This window comes from Neorhizobium sp. 2083, from assembly GCF_031455615.1.
Lineage (GTDB): Bacteria > Pseudomonadota > Alphaproteobacteria > Rhizobiales > Rhizobiaceae > Neorhizobium.
The window spans coordinates 520,617-536,652 of sequence record NZ_JAVDTC010000002.1; the positions used below are offsets into that span (position 1 = coordinate 520,617).

Genomic DNA, 16,036 nt, shown 5'->3' on the forward strand with positions numbered 1-16,036 from the left:
GAGATCAGATGAAGAAGACATTGGGGCTCGGGCTTTTGACCGCTTCGGTCATGGCTCTTTCAAGCGGCGCGGCATTTGCCGATTTCGAGCTCAATATCCTGCACATCAATGACTTCCATTCGCGTCTCGAATCCATCAACGCGACCGATTCCACCTGCTCGGCCGAAGATGAAGGCAAGGGCGTCTGCTTCGGCGGCGCTGCCCGCCTCCTGACCGCCATCAACCAGACCCGCGACGCGCTGAAGGCCCAGAACAAGAACGTCATTCTCCTGAACGGCGGCGACAACTTCCAGGGCTCGCTCTTCTACACGACCTACAAGGGTGCGGCCGAAGCCGAAGCGCTGAATGCCATGAAGTTCGACGCCATGACCGTCGGCAACCATGAATTCGACGACAGCGACGACGTGCTCGCCACATTCCTCGACAAGATCCAGTTCCCTGTCGTCACCGCCAACGTCGTGCCGAGCGCCGCCGCCAAGATCGGCAACCGCATCAAGCCGTCGCTGGTTCTGACCGTCGGCGGCCAGAAGATCGGCATCGTCGGCGCCGTCACCAACGACACGGCCGAAATCGCCAATCCCGGCCCGAACATCACGATTGCCGACGACGTCGCCAAGATCACCGAAGCCGTCCAGGGCCTGAAGGCTCAGGGCGTCGACAAGATCATCGCGCTGACCCATGTCGGTTATCCGCGCGACCTCGCCATGATCGCCAAGATCCCGGATGTCGACGTCGTCGTCGGCGGCCACACCCACACGCTGCTGTCGAACACCGCCAAGGGCGCCGAAGGCCCCTATCCGACCTGGTCGGACAACCCGGGCGGCTACAAGGTCCCGGTCGTACAGGCGTATCAGTATTCTAAATATCTCGGCGACATCAAAATCGTCTTCGACGACAACGGCGTCGTGAAGTCGGCCGAGGGCGAGCCGATCCTCATGGACAAGTCGATCACCCCGGACCCGGCCTTCCTCGCCCGCGTCGCGGAGCTGAAGAAGCCGATCGAAGACATGAAGAAAAAGATCGTCGGCGCCTCTGACGCCGTCATCGACGGCGACCGCCGCGTCTGCCGCGCCAAGGAATGCTCGATGGGCAACCTCGTCGCCGACGCCATGCTCGCCCGCACCAAGGGCCAGGGCATCACCATCGCCATCCAGAACGGCGGCGGCCTGCGTGCCTCGATCGACGCCGGCGAAGTCACCCAGGGCGAGGTCGTCAGCGTCCTGCCCTTCCAGAACACGCTCGCCACCTTCGAACTCACCGGCGCGGACATCGTCAAGGCGCTGGAAAGCGGCGTCAGCCAGATCGACGACGGCGCCGGCCGCTTCCCGCAGGTCGCGGGCCTCAAATATTCCTTCGACAAGTCGAAGCCGGCCGGTTCCAAGGTCTCGGACGTGCAGGTCAAGGACGGCGACAAGTTCGTCGCCATCGACCCGGCGAAATCCTATGGCGTCGCCACCAACAACTTCATGCGCGCCGGCGGTGACGGCTACGCCGTCTTCAAGAGCGGCGGCAAGAATGCCTATGACTACGGTCCGGACCTCGCGGACGTCACCGCCGAGTTCATCGCCGCCCACAACCCCTACAAGCCCTACACGGATGGCCGTATCACCGACCTGACTCCGGCAAGCTACACGCCGCCGGCCAAGCCTGCGCCGGCCGCGCCTCCGGCACCGGCTCCGACAGCCGCCGCTCCGGCTGCTCCCGCCCCGGCAGCAGCGCCGGCACCGACGGCGGCGGCTCCTGCAGCCCCGGCACCTGCCGCTCCGGCCCCCACGGCGGCGGCTCCGGCAGCACCCGCAGCCCCTGCACCGAACACAATGGCAGCGGCACCGGCCGCTCCGAAGCCGGCGACGCCCGCCCCGGCAGCGCCTGCCCCGAACACGATGGCGGCTGCGCCCGCTGCTCCTGCGGCAACCGCTGCAAAGCCGGCCGGTCCGACCAAGTACAAGGTCCTCAAGGGCGACTCGCTCTGGAAGATTGCCGAAGCCACCTATGGCAACGGCGAGAAGTGGACCGAGATCGCCAAGCTCAACGCGCTGCGCCACCCGAACGTCATCCAGGTCGGCGCCGAGCTGGAACTGCCGGCGAAGTGATGCCGCTTGACCCGGATCAAGGTCCGGGACGGTGACCTGGACAATGGATTGGGACGATTTGTCCCGATCCGCATATCGGCCCGGGCTTTCCCGGGCCGATTTTTGTTTCTAAGTAAGCTGCAAGACAAAGAAGAACGCAGTTGCCCGCGTCAGATTCAACCGAAAGTGCCCGCATGACCTCCCATTCCGCCTCCATGCCCTCCGATCATCCGAAGGTGAGTTTCGGCAAGGTCGGCGTGCTGCTTGTCAATCTGGGTACGCCCGACGGCACGGACTACTGGTCGATGCGGCGTTATCTCGCCGAATTCCTCTCCGACAGGCGGGTGATCGAGTGGTCGCGGCTCTACTGGTATCCGATCCTCTACGGCATCGTCCTGAACAAGCGGCCGCAGAAGGTCGGCAAGGCCTATGAGGCGATCTGGAACAAGGATCGGAACGAAAGCTTCCTGCGCACCTATACGCGCAGCCAGGGCGAGCTGATGGCCGAACGACTGAAGGATCTGCCGAACGTCGTCGTCGACTGGGCGATGCGCTACGGCAAGCCGTCGATCGCCGAGCGCATCGACGCGCTGAAGGAAAAGGGCTGCGAGAAGATCGTCCTCTTCCCGCTTTATCCGCAATATGCGGCCTCAACCACCGCGACCGTCAACGACAAGGCCTTCGAACACCTGATGAAGCTGCGCTGGCAGCCGGCCGTGCGCACCGTGCCGCCCTATCACGACGAGCCGGCCTATATCGAGGCGCTGGCGAACTCCGTCAGGGCGAAATACGCCGCTCTCGACTGGGAGCCGGAAATGCTGATCGCCTCCTTCCACGGCATCCCGCAATCCTATTTCAAGGCGGGCGATCCCTATTACTGTCATTGCCAGAAGACCGCGCGGCTCCTGAAGGAGGCGCTTGGCCTGACGGACAAGAACTTCATGATCACCTTCCAGTCCCGTTTTGGACCGGAAGAGTGGTTGCAGCCCTATACCGACAAGACGGTCGAAAAGCTCGCCCATGACGGCGTGAAGCGCATCGCGGTGATGAACCCCGGCTTCGTCTCCGACTGTCTGGAAACGCTCGAAGAGATCGCCGAGGAAGCGGGCGAGATCTTCCTGCATCACGGCGGCGAAAAGTTCGCGCATGTCCCCTGCCTGAACGACAGCCCCGGCGGCATGACCGTCCTGGAGAATGTGGTCCGACGCGAACTTCAGGGCTGGGTTTAGGCCGTTCCCGCCAGGTCGCGAGACCGCGGCCCGATGATCTCAGACGTTCATCGGGCCTGGCGGACAGCCAGTTCGATCGTCTCGCCGTCCGCCGGGATCAACAGCTGCGAAGAGCCAATTCCCGCAGACCCCGCCGCCGCGCGCAGGTCGGCGCGGGAGACCGTGGCATGATCGAGCGCCTCCATATGCACCGCGACCACGGTCGCCTTCGGGGCGGCTCGACAAAGGTCGATCGTCTGCGTGGCATCCATGACGATGAGATCGCCGTCCCAAAGCGCACCGCAGGAATGGCTGACAATGACATCCGGCACCGCCTGCTTCACCGTTTCCGTGACCGGCGGATAGAGGACCGTATCGCCCGCCCAATAAACCACCGGCTCGCCGGGAGCCGCAAGCGTCAGCCCCATGACGGAGCCCATCTTCTCTTGCACCGGGCCAAGCCCATGACTGCCCTGGCGGCGGGTGATCGTTATTCCCTGCCAGACAATGCTATCCTCAAGCGCCGTGACGTCGGCAAATCCTTCGCCGCTGATCGCCGGTTCATCCCCCGGCTGGCAGAGAACCGGCAGATCTTTCGCAACGACCCGCTTCGCCACGGAATCGAAATGGTCCGAATGAAGATGCGAGACGATAACGAGCTCGACGTCCCGCAGGATGTCCTCCACCGAAAGAGGCAGCTCCGCCAGCGGATTGGGAGATTTTCCCGTGTAGGAAGGCAAGCTATGCGCAGGCGCAAGATAGGGATCGATCAAAATGGTGCAACCCGCATAGGAAAGCCTGAGCGTCGCGTTGCGAATCAATTGGATCTTCATCGGCATTCCTTTTCTGCTCTCAGGATCGGGAACCTAAAACGGCGGGTGCTGATGGTCCAATCAAGGTTCTGCATGGCCGCGACCGTGGGCACTGCCTGGAAGCCCATGGCACTCGCGGCCCCCGGATGCCCGATCCTGTCGGTCAGCAGGCCTCTTCGGCCTTGAAGCCTTCAGTCGCGGCCTTCCAGAAATCCGGGTCCTCGTATTCCGTCGGATCCTCGATACCGGCGAGATGGAATGCCTCGCGCCGCTCGACGCAGGTGCCGCAGCGGCCGCAATGGCGGTCACCGCCCTTGTAGCAGGACCAGGTTTCGCCGAACGGCGTTCCATGCCGGGCGCCGTCCGTCACGATATCCGCCTTCGAGCCGTTTACATAAGGCGCAAGCAGCCTCACCGAGGCGTAACCCTCCAGCGCGTGATCCTGCATGACCTGGAAAGCGTCGATGAAGCCCGGCCGGCAATCGGGGTAGATGAAATGGTCGCCACCATGCACGGCGATCGCCACCGCATCGGCGCCGCGCGCCGCCGCCACCCCGAAGGCGACCGACAGCATGATCGCATTGCGGTTCGGCACCACGGTCACCCGCATGGTTTCCTCGGCATAGTGCCCATCCGGCACGTCCACATCATCGGTCAAGGCCGATCCGGTGAGTTTGCTGCCGATCCCGCGCATGTCGATGATCTCGTGGAAGACACCCAGCCGCACGGCGCAGGCTGCGGCGAAATCGAGCTCCTTGCGATGCCGCTGGCCGTAGTCGAACGAAATCAGGCCGAGCAGTTCCTGTTCGGTTGCGATCCTGTGAGCAAGCGAAACGGAATCCAGTCCGCCGGAGCAGACGACGATGGTTTTCATGGGCATTCATCCTTGTTTTGACCGGGTAGGCTGCGACCGGGCATGCGAACCCGTTCTCTAGACCGCCGCCACGCCCTTGTGAATAACCCGGAGGCCATCGGCGACGGTCGAGCTGTCATTTCTTCCCTGCAAAGAACGTGCTACCTCATCACCTTGAGGATCAGGTGCACACGCGCCAAGATGGAGGAATGTCATGAACTTGGGCGGCTTCGATTATGTCGTGATCGGCATCGTGGTGCTGATCATCCTGGTTCTGTTTGCCGGGATCAAGACCGTGCCGCAGGGGTATCGCTACACGGTGGAGCGCTTCGGCCGCTACACCCGCACCTTGGACCCCGGCCTCAACATCCTGACGCCCTTCATCGAACGCGTCGGCACACGCATGAACGTCATGGAACAGGTCCTCAACATCCCGACCCAGGAGGTCATCACCAAGGACAATGCCAGCGTCTCGGCGGATGCGGTATCCTTTTACCAGGTGCTCAATCCGGCCCAGGCCGCCTACCAGATTTCCAATCTCGAAAATGCCATCCAGAACCTCACCATGACCAACATCCGCTCGGTCATGGGCTCGATGGATCTCGACGAACTGCTCTCCAACCGCGAAGTGATCAATGAGCGGCTGCTGCGCGTCGTCGACGAGGCCGTCGGCCCCTGGGGCATCAAGGTCACCCGCGTCGAGATCAAGGACATCCAGCCGCCCGCCGACCTCGTCGAATCCATGGGCCGGCAGATGAAGGCCGAGCGTGAGAAGCGCGCCCAGATCCTCGAGGCCGAAGGTTCGCGCAGCGCCCAAATCCTGCGCGCCGAGGGCGCCAAGCAGGCAGCCGTGCTGGAGGCCGAAGGCAAGCGCGAAGCCGCCTTCCGGGAAGCGGAAGCCCGCGAGCGCCTGGCGGAAGCCGAAGCCCGCGCCACCCAGTCGGTCTCCCAGGCAATCGCCGCCGGCGACGTGCAGGCGATCAATTACTTCGTGGCCCAGAAATACACGGAAGCGCTGGTTGCGATCGGCAAGGCGCCGAACTCGAAGATCGTCCTGATGCCGCTGGAGGCGTCGTCGATCATCGGTTCGCTCGGCGGCATCGGTGCCATCGCCAAGGAAGTGTTCGGCGATGGCTCGGGTCCCGCCGCACCGCCGCGCCCGCCGGCAGGCCCCCGCCCACAGAGCGCCCCGCGCACGACGCCGGTCCTCAACCCGTTCAACCCGAATTCCTCAGAGACCTGAGCCATGCTGCACGATGCCGTGGTCAATCTCGGTCCCTGGAGCTGGTGGATATTGGGCGTCATCCTCCTGGCGGCAGAACTTGCCGCACCGGGCGTCTTCCTGATCTGGATCGGCGCCGCCGCAATCGTGGTCGGCGCGCTGTCTCTGGCGCTGTGGAACGCAGCCTTCTGGGGCTGGCAGGTCCAGCTCCTGCTCTTCGCAGTCCTGTCCGGCGCCTTCGCGCTGGCCGGCCGCCGCTTCTATTCCAGCCGCAATCAGGCGAGCGACGAACCCAACCTCAACCGCCGCGGCGAAAGCCTGGTCGGCCGCACCGCAACGCTGCACGAGCCGATCGCTGAGGGGCGCGGCCGCATAAGGCTCGACGATACGTGGTGGTCGGTGATGGGACCGGACCTGCCGGCCGGCACGCAGGTAAAGGTAGTGGCGGCAAGCGGCCGCGACCTCAAGGTCGAAGCGGCCTAAAACCTTTTGCCGGCCAGCCGCTCCGTGACCGCCTGGACATCAGGCCACGCCGACGCGCAGCAGGTCATGGAAATGGACGATTCCGACCGGCTTGCGCTCCGCATCGACGACGAGCAGCGCGCCGATGCTGTGCTTGTTGAGGATGGCCATCGCCTTGGTCGCGAGGGTTTCCTTGTCGACCGTCTTCGGATTGCGGGTCATCACGTCTTCGACCCGCGCCTGGCGCAGGTCGAGGTCCAGGTGGCGGGAGATATCGCCATCGGTGATCACGCCGCAGAGGCAGCCGTCATCATCGAGCACGCCGACGCAGCCGAAACGCTTGCGCGACAGTTCCTGGATCGCCTCGGGCATGAGAACGCCCGTTTTCACCAGCGGTATCCGCTCGCCGGTATGCATCAGGTCGCTGACATGGCTCAGCATGGCGCCGAGCTTGCCGCCCGGATGGTAGACGCGGAAATCCGTCGCCGAGAACCCGCGCGCCTCGAGCATCGCCACGGCGAGCGCATCGCCCATGGCAAGCTGCATCAGCGTCGACGTGGTCGGCGCCAGGCCGTGCGGGCAGGCTTCCTGTTCCTTGGGCAAGAGCAGCACGATATCGGCTTCACGGGCCAGCGTCGAAACCGCGCCAGACGTCATCGCGATCAGCGGAATGGAGAACCGGCGGGTGAAGGAAACGATCCCCTGCAGTTCGGCGGTTTCGCCGCCCCAGGAGAGCGCCAGCACCACGTCGCTCGGGGCGATCATGCCGAGATCGCCATGATTGGCTTCCACGGGATGGACGAAAAAGGCGGGCGTACCCGTCGAGGCAAGGCTCGCTGCGATCTTGCGGCCTATATGACCGCTCTTGCCGACGCCGGTCACGACGACCCGGCCCTCGATGTTTCCGATCAGTTCGGCAGCCTTGCGGAACGCGTCTCCCAGGCCGTTTTGAAGCGCCAGCTCTAGCGCATTAAGCCCTTGTTTCCCAAAGGAAATCGTCCTCAAAGCGGAATCGACGACGTCGTTCTCGACCAGTTGCAAAGCTCTCTTGATCATGGCCAAGGCTTAATCCTTTTCGCCTTCCAAGTCTATCGGCTTTGCTGCGGGGCAACGAAGTTAGCCGCCGCCCATAGTGTCGCAACCAAACGTTAACCACATGGCTTTACGTTTGGGTAAGCATTTGCGATTGCCCGGGCAGGCCTTATGAAGATCACCACAACGACAGGCGGGACGCGTCAGAGGCGCCGGGCGGCACTTGGCCTGCTGCTGGCCTGTTCGGCGCTTGTTTCCCCCGCGGCCGCCCAGACCCGCAGTGTGTTTCCACCCCAGAACGGCTCGCTTCCTTCCGTGGCGAACACCACGTCATCGGCCTCGAGCACGACTGCGAATACGGCCTTGAGGGGCAGCACCGGCACCTCGACACAGGCGGCCGCCAATGCCGCCGACGGCCAGAACCAGGACGATCCCAATGTCGCGACCGGCACCACGCCCGGCCGCAACCAGACCGCCAATCAGGAACCTCCCTACGAGGACGACCTGAACCAGCCCCGCGAGGAGCCGCTCGACCGCGGCGCAGAGCCGATCGAGACCCAGGAACAGCCCCGCGAACAGGGCGATCCGACCGGCATCCGGATGGGCAGTTTCCTGCTGCGCCCCTCGATCAACCAGAGCATCGACACCGAGACCCGCCGCTCGAACGGCACCAAGATCCGCCGCGATTACCTGTCGACGACGATGCGCGGCACGCTGACCTCCGACTGGTCGCGCCATTCGCTGACGGTGACCGGCGAAGGCACGCTGGAACGCAATATCGGCAGCACCAAGACGGGCGAGCAGCCGAACGCCAACATCAATGCCGACCTGCGGCTCGATCTCTCCGAGAGCACGGTCGCCCATATCACCGGCGGCTACCGGTTCTCCCGCGAGGACGACTACGATCCGAATGCGCTCGGCGGCGCGTCGACCCAGTCGGGCGTCCACGAATTCACCGGCGGCGCTTCGGTCCAGCGCGACTTCGGCAAGATCCGCGGTACTGCCGCAATCGATCTTTCCCGCGCCACCTACACGGATGCGAAACTCTCCGACGGCACGGTCGTCAGCATGAAGGATCGCAACCGCACCGGCATCGACGGCCGCCTGCGGCTCGGCTACGAACTGTCGCCGGCGCTTATCCCCTATGTTGAAGTGGCGACCGGCCACACCTTCTATGATCTGAGGCGCGACAATTCCGGTTATGCCCGTTCGTCGCAGAGCTATGCGGCACGCACCGGCGTCGAATTCGATCTCGGCGAAAAACTGCGAGGCGAGATCGGCACCGGTTACGAAGTGGTCGATTACGAGGACGACCGCCTGAAATCGGTCGGCGCGGTCACCTTCAACGGCAGTGCGACCTGGTCGCCGCAGCGCGGCACCAATGTCGATCTCGGCCTGCGCACCACGGTGCAGGATTCGACCACGCCCGGCCAGAGCGGCTGGGTGGAATACCGGGCGACCGCGGCCTTGACCCACGAGATGCGCGACAACCTCATCGCCCGCTTGACCGGCAGTTCGACGCTTCGCGATTTCCCGAGCGGCGGCCCGAGCGACGAAACGGTCTGGATCGGCGGCGCCGGTCTCACCTGGGCGATCAACCGCTATCTCGATCTGACCGGCGATGTCGAATACGAACAGGCGGAAGGCGGCGGCACCAACGACAAGATCGTCCGGGCCGGCGTCGGCCTCACCTTGAAGCGCTGATTTCCGCTTTCGCGGCAATCCATTCCATCAGCGCATTCTGCGCATGCAGCAAAAAGGCCTTCGCCGCCGCACTCTGGCAGGCCGGATGCGCCATCGCATCCGCGGTCACTTCTTGGCCGCGAACCACCGGTGGACAAGGAATGAAGATCGCATCGGGGCGGCATTTGTTGAGGATTTCAGCCGAAATCCGGTAGGCCAAAAGCTGGCTTGCAGCCTGTTCGCTTGCCCAACTGTCGGTGAAGATGACATCCGCGTCCTCAAGCTCGCGCATATCCGTGCTCAGCCGGAAATTGGGATTGAGAAGCGCCGGATCGCTGACGTGCCAATCGTCCGGATAGACCTGCACCACCTCGATCGGCAGCGCGATCGACGCCTCCACCCAGGATCGCAGGATATTGGCGTCCGGCGCCACGCCGACGATCTTCAGTCTCTCGACTCCACCCCTCCGGCTGTGGACATAGGAGAGGTCGCCGAGCGTCTCGCACGGATGGTTCGATCGGGTCCGGGCGTTGATGACCGGCGCCCGGGCATGTGCCGCCAGCTCCCGGAGCGAGGCGAGTTCCGGCGTGCGGACGACGATCGTGTCGAACCAGTTGTCGAGGTAACCGGCCAGATCGGCAATCGCCTCCCGTCCCCCGAGACTGACCGGCGCGTGCACACAGATGCCGCCCATCGCCTGGATCCCGAGATCGAAGGCCGTCGTATTACGCCAGCCGCCATCGTCGACGATCAGGGCGATCCGCCTGCCTTCGAGGCTTCGCGGCATCCGCCTTTCCCGCCACGCTTCGCCAAGGGCACGGGCGCGTTCGATGATTGCCAGTACCGCGTCCGCCGGCAGGTCATGAAATTCCAGGAAATCGCGATTTGCGGAGATGGTCATGGCACCCGGCACCCATGAAAAAGAAAACCCCTCATAGCAGGACCATGAGGGGTTATGTCACATCGGACCGGCAGGCCGCCGGCCGAAGCTTATTTCAGCGAGGCGATCAGCGCCTTCAGCGGCTCTTCGATCGCCGGGCGGATATCGGCGCGCTGCAGGGCAAACGCCAGGTTGGCCAGGATGAAGCCATCCTTGGCGCCGCAGTCGAACGTATCGCCCTTGAACGGATAGGCTGCGAATTCCTGGGCCTTGGCAAGCGTCAGCATGCCGTCGGTGAGCTGGATCTCGTTGCCCGCGCCGCGCTCCTGGGTTTCCAGGATCTTGAAGATCTCCGGCTGCAGGATGTAGCGGCCGTTGATGTAGAGGTTGGACGGGGCCGTGCCCTTGGCCGGCTTTTCGACCATCTGGGTGATCTTGAAACCTTCGCCGACCGGCGCGCCGATGCCGACGATGCCGTATTTATGCGCCTGTTCCGGATCGCATTCCTGCACCGCAATCACGTTGCCGCCGCTTTCGGCATAGAGATCGACCATGCCCTTGAGGCAACCCTTGCCGCCGGCCATGATCATGTCGGGCAGCAGCACCGCGAAGGGCTCGTTGCCGACGATGTCGCGGGCGCACCACACCGCATGGCCAAGCCCGAGCGGCACCTGCTGGCGCGTGAAGCTGGCGGTACCGGCAACCGGCAGAAGGCCGGCGAGCAGCGTCAGCTCGGCGTTCTTATTGCGCTCGCGCAGCATCTGCTCCAGTTCGTACTGGATGTCGAAATAATCTTCGATCACGCCTTTGCCGCGCCCCGTCACGAAGACGAAATGCTCGATCCCCGCTTCGGCGGCCTCATCCACCACATACTGGATGACCGGCTTGTCGACGACGGTCAGCATTTCCTTCGGCACCGCCTTGGTGGCGGGCAGGAAGCGCGTGCCCAGACCTGCTACCGGAAACACTGCCTTACGGATCTTTTGTTGTTGTGCCACTCATGCCTCCTGAAAGCACGTCATTGTGCGAATATTCGATTCTTGGCATCTAATGACGAATTGCTACCGTTTCGCAAAGACTGCCGCGGGTCGGGTTTCTATGGTAAAGAATTTGTTGACCGAATTCTGTTATTACATCGTTAAGCCGCATGCCACTCTTGCCGTAAGGCTTGGTAAAAGAAGAATGGACCGACTGCCGATGAAGACGCTTCGCACCAACCTGTTTCGCGGGTTTGCCTTCTCCCTGATCGCCGGGCTCGCCGCCGCGGCCATGCCGATAGATGCTCAGGCAGACGCCGGTTTCAAGACGTGGATCGCAAAATTCTACGATACCGCAGCCAAGAGCGGGATCACCCGCTCCACCTACGAGAGAGCGTTCGCGGGCGTGACCGAACCGGACCAGGACGTGCTTGAAAAGGCCAATTATCAGCCGGAATTCAAGTCGAAGATCTGGGATTACCTCGACAGCCGCGTCAATCCCTATACCGTCAAGATCGGCCGCGAGATGGCAGCCAAGCACGGCTCGACGCTGGCCGCCCTGGAGCGCCATTTCGGCGTCGACAAGAACATCCTGCTCGCCATCTGGTCGATGGAGTCCAATTATGGGGCAGCGCTCGAAAATCCCGACCGCCTGCACCACGTGCCGCAGGCGCTGGCGACGCTCGCCTGGGGTGATCCAAAGCGCGCAAAATTCGCCCGCACGCAGCTGATCGCGGCGCTGAAGATCCTGCAGTCGGGCGACATCACGCCCAAGCAGCTCACCGGCTCGTGGGCCGGCGCCATGGGCCATACCCAGTTCATCCCGACCAGCTACTTGCTCTACGCGATCGATGCGGACGGCAACGGCAAGCGCGACATCTGGCACTCGGTGCCGGATGCGCTCGCCACCTCTGCCAACCTTCTCGCCAAGAACGGCTGGCAGAGCGGCAAGACCTGGGGTTATGAAACCGCGCTGCCGGCGGAGGGCGCCCGCCACGAGGGCCAGACCAAGACGCTCGGCGAATGGGCAAAGCTCGGTTTCGCCCGCCCGAACGGCAAGGGTTTTCCGCGCGGCAACGACCGGGCGACGCTGAAGCTGATGGCCGGCGACGGCGGCCCCGCCTTCCTGATGCTCGGCAACTTCTTCACCGTGAAGAAATACAATGCGGCCGACAGCTACGCGCTCGCGGTCGGCCTGCTCGCCGACGAGATCGCCGGTTTCGGCGGCGTCCAGCAGAGCTGGCCTCGCCCCGAGGGCACGCTCGACATCAAGCAGAAATTCGAGCTGCAGAACCGCATGAAGCAGCTGGGATATTACGAGGGCGAAGTCGACGGCAATTTCGGCTCCGGCTCGAAGGCCGCGATTTCCGCGATCCAGAAGCGGCTCGGCATGCAGCAGAACGGCGAGCCGTCGAGGTCGCTTCTCGAAGCTTTGCGTTGACAACCAGGTGCTTCGCGCCCCATCGTTCGAGAGAATCTCCCGCAAGGCATGCGGGATGGCGGAGACATGAAGGCTTTGCATAAATCCGGGCGAAACGAAGCCGGCGGCAACGGCGCCAGGCGGAACACGGTGTCGCGGAACAAGGGATCGGCGCGCTTGCCCCTTCTTTTCCTCGCGGTCGTGCTTGCCCTGCCGGTGTCGACAGTGCCGGCTGCCGCTCAGGAGCCTCCGCCCCGCCGCAATCTCCTGGACTACCTGTTCGGCGGACCGCGTTATGAGCGCGACGACCGCTATGAGCAGCCCGCCCCCTATGGCCGGCGCCGTTACGAGCGGGACGGCTCGATCATCGACATGAGGCCACGCCCGCGCCGCAGCCCGGGACGGGCGGCAGCACCCCGCCCGGTGCAGCCGATCGTCCCGCCGGCACCGGAACCGGTCGCCAAGCTTGAAAATGCCAAGCAGATCCTGGTGGTCGGCGATTTCATGGCGGGCAATATCGGCAGCGAGCTGGAAACCACCTTCGCGGCGGCACCGGGCGTTGCGATCACCGAACGCAGCGACGGCTCCTCCGGCCTCGTGCGCGAGGATCACTTCGATTGGCCGGCTGCGCTTCCCGCCATGCTCGACGAGGTGAAGCCCGCCGTCGTCGTCGTCATGATCGGCGCCAACGACCGGCAGCAGATGACGATCGGCGGCAGCATCAAGGAAAAGTTCCGCAGCGACGCCTGGTTCAAGGAGTACGAGCATCGGGTGACCGAGCTGGTCGGCATCGTCGCCACCCGCAAGCTGCCGCTTCTCTGGGTGGGCCTGCCCTCCTTCCAGTCGCCGCTGGCGACCGCCGATGCGGTGACGCTCAACGCCATCTACCGCAACCAGGTGGAAAAGGCGGGCGGCGAATTCGTCGATATCTGGGAAGGTTTCGTCGACGAGGACGGCAAGTTCGTCGTCACCGGTTCCGACGTCAACGGCCAGCAGGTGCGCCTGCGCGGCTCCGACGGCATCACCTTCACCAAGGCCGGCAAGCAGAAGCTCGCCTTCTACGTGGAAAAACTGGTTCGCCGGCATCTCGGCGAAATGGCGAGCCCCGACGTCGTCAAGCTCGACGGCTCAAACCTGCCGGCGCTATCGGCCCTTCCGGCCTCGCCCGGTCAGGCCGTGCCGACCCATCCGATCAGCCTCTCCGACCCCGAACTCGACGGCGGCAAGGACCTGCTCGGCGCCGGCCCGCTCCCCTCCGTCCTCATCGAGACGCCGCGCGACAAACTGGTCAGGCGCGGCGAACTGGCGCCTGCCCCGGCAGGACGGATTGACGATTATGGGGTACCGGCCGTGAGCGCGGCGACACGTTAGCGATACGCATTAGCGAGGGACGGGTCACGCACGATGTCGGAGAGGGAGCGAAACCGCGCCACATCCAATCTCCCCCCTTGAGGGGGAGATGCCCGGCAGGGCAGAGGGGGGTGCTGCGGCATACTCTTCAGAGTTTGAGTGCGCGGCGCCACCCCCCTCTGTCACCTCCGGTGACATCTCCCCCTCAAGGGGGGAGATCAGAGGGAGACTGCCGCGCCGCCTCGCATACCAATAACCGCCACCGCTTACCGCGGCAGAACCGAGCTTCCCATCAGCGCCTCGTCGATGGCACGCGCCGCCTGGCGGCCTTCGCGGATCGCCCAGACGACCAGCGACTGGCCGCGGCGCACGTCGCCAGCGCTCCAGAGCTTGTCAACCGAGGTCTTGTAGTCCTTTTCGTTGGCAACCACGTTGGTCGAGCCGCGGCGGTCGACATTCAGCGTCAGCTTGCCTTCGAGTTCGGTGAGAACCCCGTCCGTCAGCGGACCGGAGAAACCGATGGCGATGAAGGCGAGATCGGCCTTGATGATGAAATCCGTGCCGGCGATCGGCTTGCGGCGTTCATCGACTTCGCAGCAGCGCACGCCGGTGAGCTGACCGTCTTCGCCGACGAACTCGAGCGTCGCCACCTGGAACTCGCGGACCGCACCTTCGGCCTGCGAAGACGAGGTGCGCATCTTGGTGGCCCAGAACGGCCAGACGGCGAGCTTGTCCTCCTTCTCGGGCGGCTGCGGGCGGATGTCGAGCTGGGTCACCTTGACGGCGCCCTGGCGGAAGGCCGTGCCGACGCAGTCGGAGGCCGTATCGCCACCGCCAACGACGACCACATGCTTGGCGCCGGCCAGGATCGGATCGGCCGGCCAGGCGACGCTGTCGATGTTTTCGCGGCCGAGGCGGCGGTTCTGCTGCACGAGGTAAGGCATCGCGTCGTAGACGCCATGCAGCTCGACGCCGGGTATGCCGGCCGGGCGCGGAGTTTCCGAACCGCCGCAGTAGAGCACGGCGTCATGTTCGGCGAGAAGCTTCTCGACCGGGATATCGACGCCGATATTGGCGCCGTAATGGAAGGTAACCCCTTCGCCGGTCATCTGCTCGACGCGGCGGTCGATGAAATTCTTCTCCATCTTGAAGTCCGGGATGCCGTAGCGCAGCAGGCCGCCGGCCTTCGACTCGCGCTCGTAGACATGCACCTCATGGCCGGCGCGGCCCAGCTGCTGGGCGGCCGCCATGCCGGCGGGGCCGGACCCGATGATCGCAACCTTCTTGCCGGTATGGATGGTCGCCGGCTGCGGCGCGATGAAGCCGAGTTCATAGGCCTTGTCGGCAATCGCCTGCTCGACGGTCTTGATGGCGACCGGCGCATCCTCGAGGTTCAGCGTGCAGGCCTCCTCGCAGGGCGCAGGGCAGACGCGGCCCGTGAATTCCGGAAAATTGTTGGTGGAATGGAGGTTGCGGATCGCCTCCTCCCACTTGTTGTTATAGACGAGGTCGTTCCAGTCCGGGATCTGGTTGTGAACCGGACAGCCGGTCGGGCCGTGGCAATAGGGAATGCCACAGTCCATGCAACGCGCCGCCTGCTTGGTCACTTCCGCATCCGACATCGGGATCGTGAACTCGCGGAAATGGCGGATGCGGTCGGAAGCAGGCTGATACTTGCCCACCTGCCGGTCGATTTCCAGGAAACCTGTTACCTTGCCCATATCTAAACCCCTTTACCGTACGACCACGGCCGTTCCGGATACTGAAACCATCAGCATCGAACCGCTGGAACCGGTGGAAATGTTTTCATAATCGATGTCGACGCCGACGACGGCGTTGGCACCCATGGCGCGAGCCCGTTCTTCAAGCTCTCCGAGCGCCGTCTCGCGCGCCTCTTTCAGAACCTGCTCGTAGGAGGCCGAGCGGCCGCCGACGAGATCCCGGATCCCCGCGAAAAGGTCGCGGAAGATGTTGGTCCCGAGAATGGCCTCGCCGGTGACGATGCCCCGGTATTCGGCGATCGCCTTGCCTTCGATCGTCGACGTCGTGGTGACGATGATCCCGC

Annotated in this window: 14 protein-coding genes; 7 read left to right on the forward strand and 7 right to left on the reverse strand. The window is 64.0% G+C overall.

Annotation, left to right across the window (positions count from 1 at the left end; all coding sequences use genetic code 11):
- Positions 1 to 8 precede the first annotated feature (8 nt).
- Together J2X76_RS10750 and hemH are read left to right on the forward strand one after the other, a co-directional pair.
- The gene (locus J2X76_RS10750; RefSeq protein WP_310215797.1) at positions 9 to 2,093 is read left to right on the forward strand and encodes a 5'-nucleotidase C-terminal domain-containing protein; all 2,085 of its coding nucleotides are present in this window, start codon (positions 9 to 11) and stop codon (positions 2,091 to 2,093) included.
- A gap of 173 nt (positions 2,094 to 2,266) precedes the next feature.
- Positions 2,267 to 3,301, forward strand: coding sequence for a ferrochelatase (gene hemH / locus J2X76_RS10755; RefSeq protein WP_310215799.1), 1,035 nt, complete (start codon positions 2,267 to 2,269; stop codon positions 3,299 to 3,301).
- A gap of 47 nt (positions 3,302 to 3,348) precedes the next feature.
- Here hemH and J2X76_RS10760 read toward each other — a convergent pair whose 3' ends face one another.
- Both J2X76_RS10760 and queC read right to left on the reverse strand, forming a co-directional pair.
- Complete coding sequence (locus J2X76_RS10760) at positions 3,349 to 4,113, reverse strand: MBL fold metallo-hydrolase (protein WP_310215801.1); 765 nt, start codon at positions 4,111 to 4,113, stop codon at positions 3,349 to 3,351.
- Positions 4,114 to 4,255: 142 nt separating this feature from the next.
- Positions 4,256 to 4,966, reverse strand: a complete 711-nt coding sequence (gene queC, locus J2X76_RS10765) for a 7-cyano-7-deazaguanine synthase QueC (protein ID WP_113129473.1) — start codon at positions 4,964 to 4,966, stop codon at positions 4,256 to 4,258.
- Between the two features lie 193 nt (positions 4,967 to 5,159).
- Between queC and J2X76_RS10770 the strand changes: the two genes are divergently transcribed.
- Positions 5,160 to 6,188: an SPFH domain-containing protein gene (locus J2X76_RS10770; RefSeq protein ID WP_113129474.1), complete on the forward strand. Its 1,029-nt coding sequence runs from the start codon at positions 5,160 to 5,162 to the stop codon at positions 6,186 to 6,188.
- 3 nt (positions 6,189 to 6,191) lie between these two features.
- Positions 6,192 to 6,650: an NfeD family protein gene (locus J2X76_RS10775; RefSeq protein ID WP_113286650.1), complete on the forward strand. Its 459-nt coding sequence runs from the start codon at positions 6,192 to 6,194 to the stop codon at positions 6,648 to 6,650.
- Positions 6,651 to 6,689: 39 nt separating this feature from the next.
- Here the strand turns inward: J2X76_RS10775 and J2X76_RS10780 are convergent, their stop codons facing one another.
- The gene (locus J2X76_RS10780; protein ID WP_113129476.1) at positions 6,690 to 7,685 is read right to left on the reverse strand and encodes an SIS domain-containing protein; all 996 of its coding nucleotides are present in this window, start codon (positions 7,683 to 7,685) and stop codon (positions 6,690 to 6,692) included.
- A gap of 147 nt (positions 7,686 to 7,832) precedes the next feature.
- Between J2X76_RS10780 and J2X76_RS10785 the strand changes: the two genes are divergently transcribed.
- Positions 7,833 to 9,365, forward strand: coding sequence for an outer membrane beta-barrel protein (locus tag J2X76_RS10785; RefSeq protein WP_310215808.1), 1,533 nt, complete (start codon positions 7,833 to 7,835; stop codon positions 9,363 to 9,365).
- Here J2X76_RS10785 and J2X76_RS10790 read toward each other — a convergent pair.
- Together J2X76_RS10790 and galU are read right to left on the reverse strand one after the other, a co-directional pair.
- Positions 9,349 to 10,245 (reverse strand): ornithine carbamoyltransferase, encoded by an 897-nt coding sequence (locus tag J2X76_RS10790; protein ID WP_310215811.1) that lies wholly within the window; start codon positions 10,243 to 10,245, stop codon positions 9,349 to 9,351. The genes J2X76_RS10785 and J2X76_RS10790 overlap by 17 nt on opposite strands.
- A gap of 89 nt (positions 10,246 to 10,334) precedes the next feature.
- Positions 10,335 to 11,222: a UTP--glucose-1-phosphate uridylyltransferase GalU gene (gene galU, locus J2X76_RS10795; protein WP_113129479.1), complete on the reverse strand. Its 888-nt coding sequence runs from the start codon at positions 11,220 to 11,222 to the stop codon at positions 10,335 to 10,337.
- 199 nt (positions 11,223 to 11,421) lie between these two features.
- Between galU and J2X76_RS10800 the strand changes: the two genes are divergently transcribed.
- The gene (locus J2X76_RS10800) at positions 11,422 to 12,642 is read left to right on the forward strand and encodes a lytic murein transglycosylase (protein WP_310215816.1); all 1,221 of its coding nucleotides are present in this window, start codon (positions 11,422 to 11,424) and stop codon (positions 12,640 to 12,642) included.
- Between the two features lie 66 nt (positions 12,643 to 12,708).
- Positions 12,709 to 13,992 (forward strand): DUF459 domain-containing protein, encoded by a 1,284-nt coding sequence (locus tag J2X76_RS10805; RefSeq protein WP_310215819.1) that lies wholly within the window; start codon positions 12,709 to 12,711, stop codon positions 13,990 to 13,992.
- Between the two features lie 245 nt (positions 13,993 to 14,237).
- Here the strand turns inward: J2X76_RS10805 and J2X76_RS10810 are convergent, their stop codons facing one another.
- The gene (locus J2X76_RS10810) at positions 14,238 to 15,692 is read right to left on the reverse strand and encodes a glutamate synthase subunit beta (RefSeq protein ID WP_310215821.1); all 1,455 of its coding nucleotides are present in this window, start codon (positions 15,690 to 15,692) and stop codon (positions 14,238 to 14,240) included.
- A gap of 12 nt (positions 15,693 to 15,704) precedes the next feature.
- Complete coding sequence (locus J2X76_RS10815) at positions 15,705 to 16,031, reverse strand: heavy metal-binding domain-containing protein (RefSeq protein ID WP_310216540.1); 327 nt, start codon at positions 16,029 to 16,031, stop codon at positions 15,705 to 15,707.
- Between the last annotated feature and the right edge of the window lie 5 nt (positions 16,032 to 16,036).

Bases quoted from the DNA above. Each gene is read 5' to 3' on its own strand.
- J2X76_RS10750 (WP_310215797.1), top strand. From the start codon at position 9: ATGAAGAAGACATTGGGGCTCGGGCTTTTGACCGCTTCGGTCATGGCT.
- hemH (WP_310215799.1), top strand. From the start codon at position 2,267: ATGACCTCCCATTCCGCCTCCATGCCCTCCGATCATCCGAAGGTGAGT.
- J2X76_RS10760 (WP_310215801.1), bottom strand. From the start codon at position 4,113: ATGAAGATCCAATTGATTCGCAACGCGACGCTCAGGCTTTCCTATGCG.
- queC (WP_113129473.1), bottom strand. From the start codon at position 4,966: ATGAAAACCATCGTCGTCTGCTCCGGCGGACTGGATTCCGTTTCGCTT.
- J2X76_RS10770 (WP_113129474.1), top strand. From the start codon at position 5,160: ATGAACTTGGGCGGCTTCGATTATGTCGTGATCGGCATCGTGGTGCTG.
- J2X76_RS10775 (WP_113286650.1), top strand. From the start codon at position 6,192: ATGCTGCACGATGCCGTGGTCAATCTCGGTCCCTGGAGCTGGTGGATA.
- J2X76_RS10780 (WP_113129476.1), bottom strand. From the start codon at position 7,685: ATGATCAAGAGAGCTTTGCAACTGGTCGAGAACGACGTCGTCGATTCC.
- J2X76_RS10785 (WP_310215808.1), top strand. From the start codon at position 7,833: ATGAAGATCACCACAACGACAGGCGGGACGCGTCAGAGGCGCCGGGCG.
- J2X76_RS10790 (WP_310215811.1), bottom strand. From the start codon at position 10,245: ATGACCATCTCCGCAAATCGCGATTTCCTGGAATTTCATGACCTGCCG.
- J2X76_RS10800 (WP_310215816.1), top strand. From the start codon at position 11,422: ATGAAGACGCTTCGCACCAACCTGTTTCGCGGGTTTGCCTTCTCCCTG.
- J2X76_RS10805 (WP_310215819.1), top strand. From the start codon at position 12,709: ATGAAGGCTTTGCATAAATCCGGGCGAAACGAAGCCGGCGGCAACGGC.
- J2X76_RS10810 (WP_310215821.1), bottom strand. From the start codon at position 15,692: ATGGGCAAGGTAACAGGTTTCCTGGAAATCGACCGGCAGGTGGGCAAG.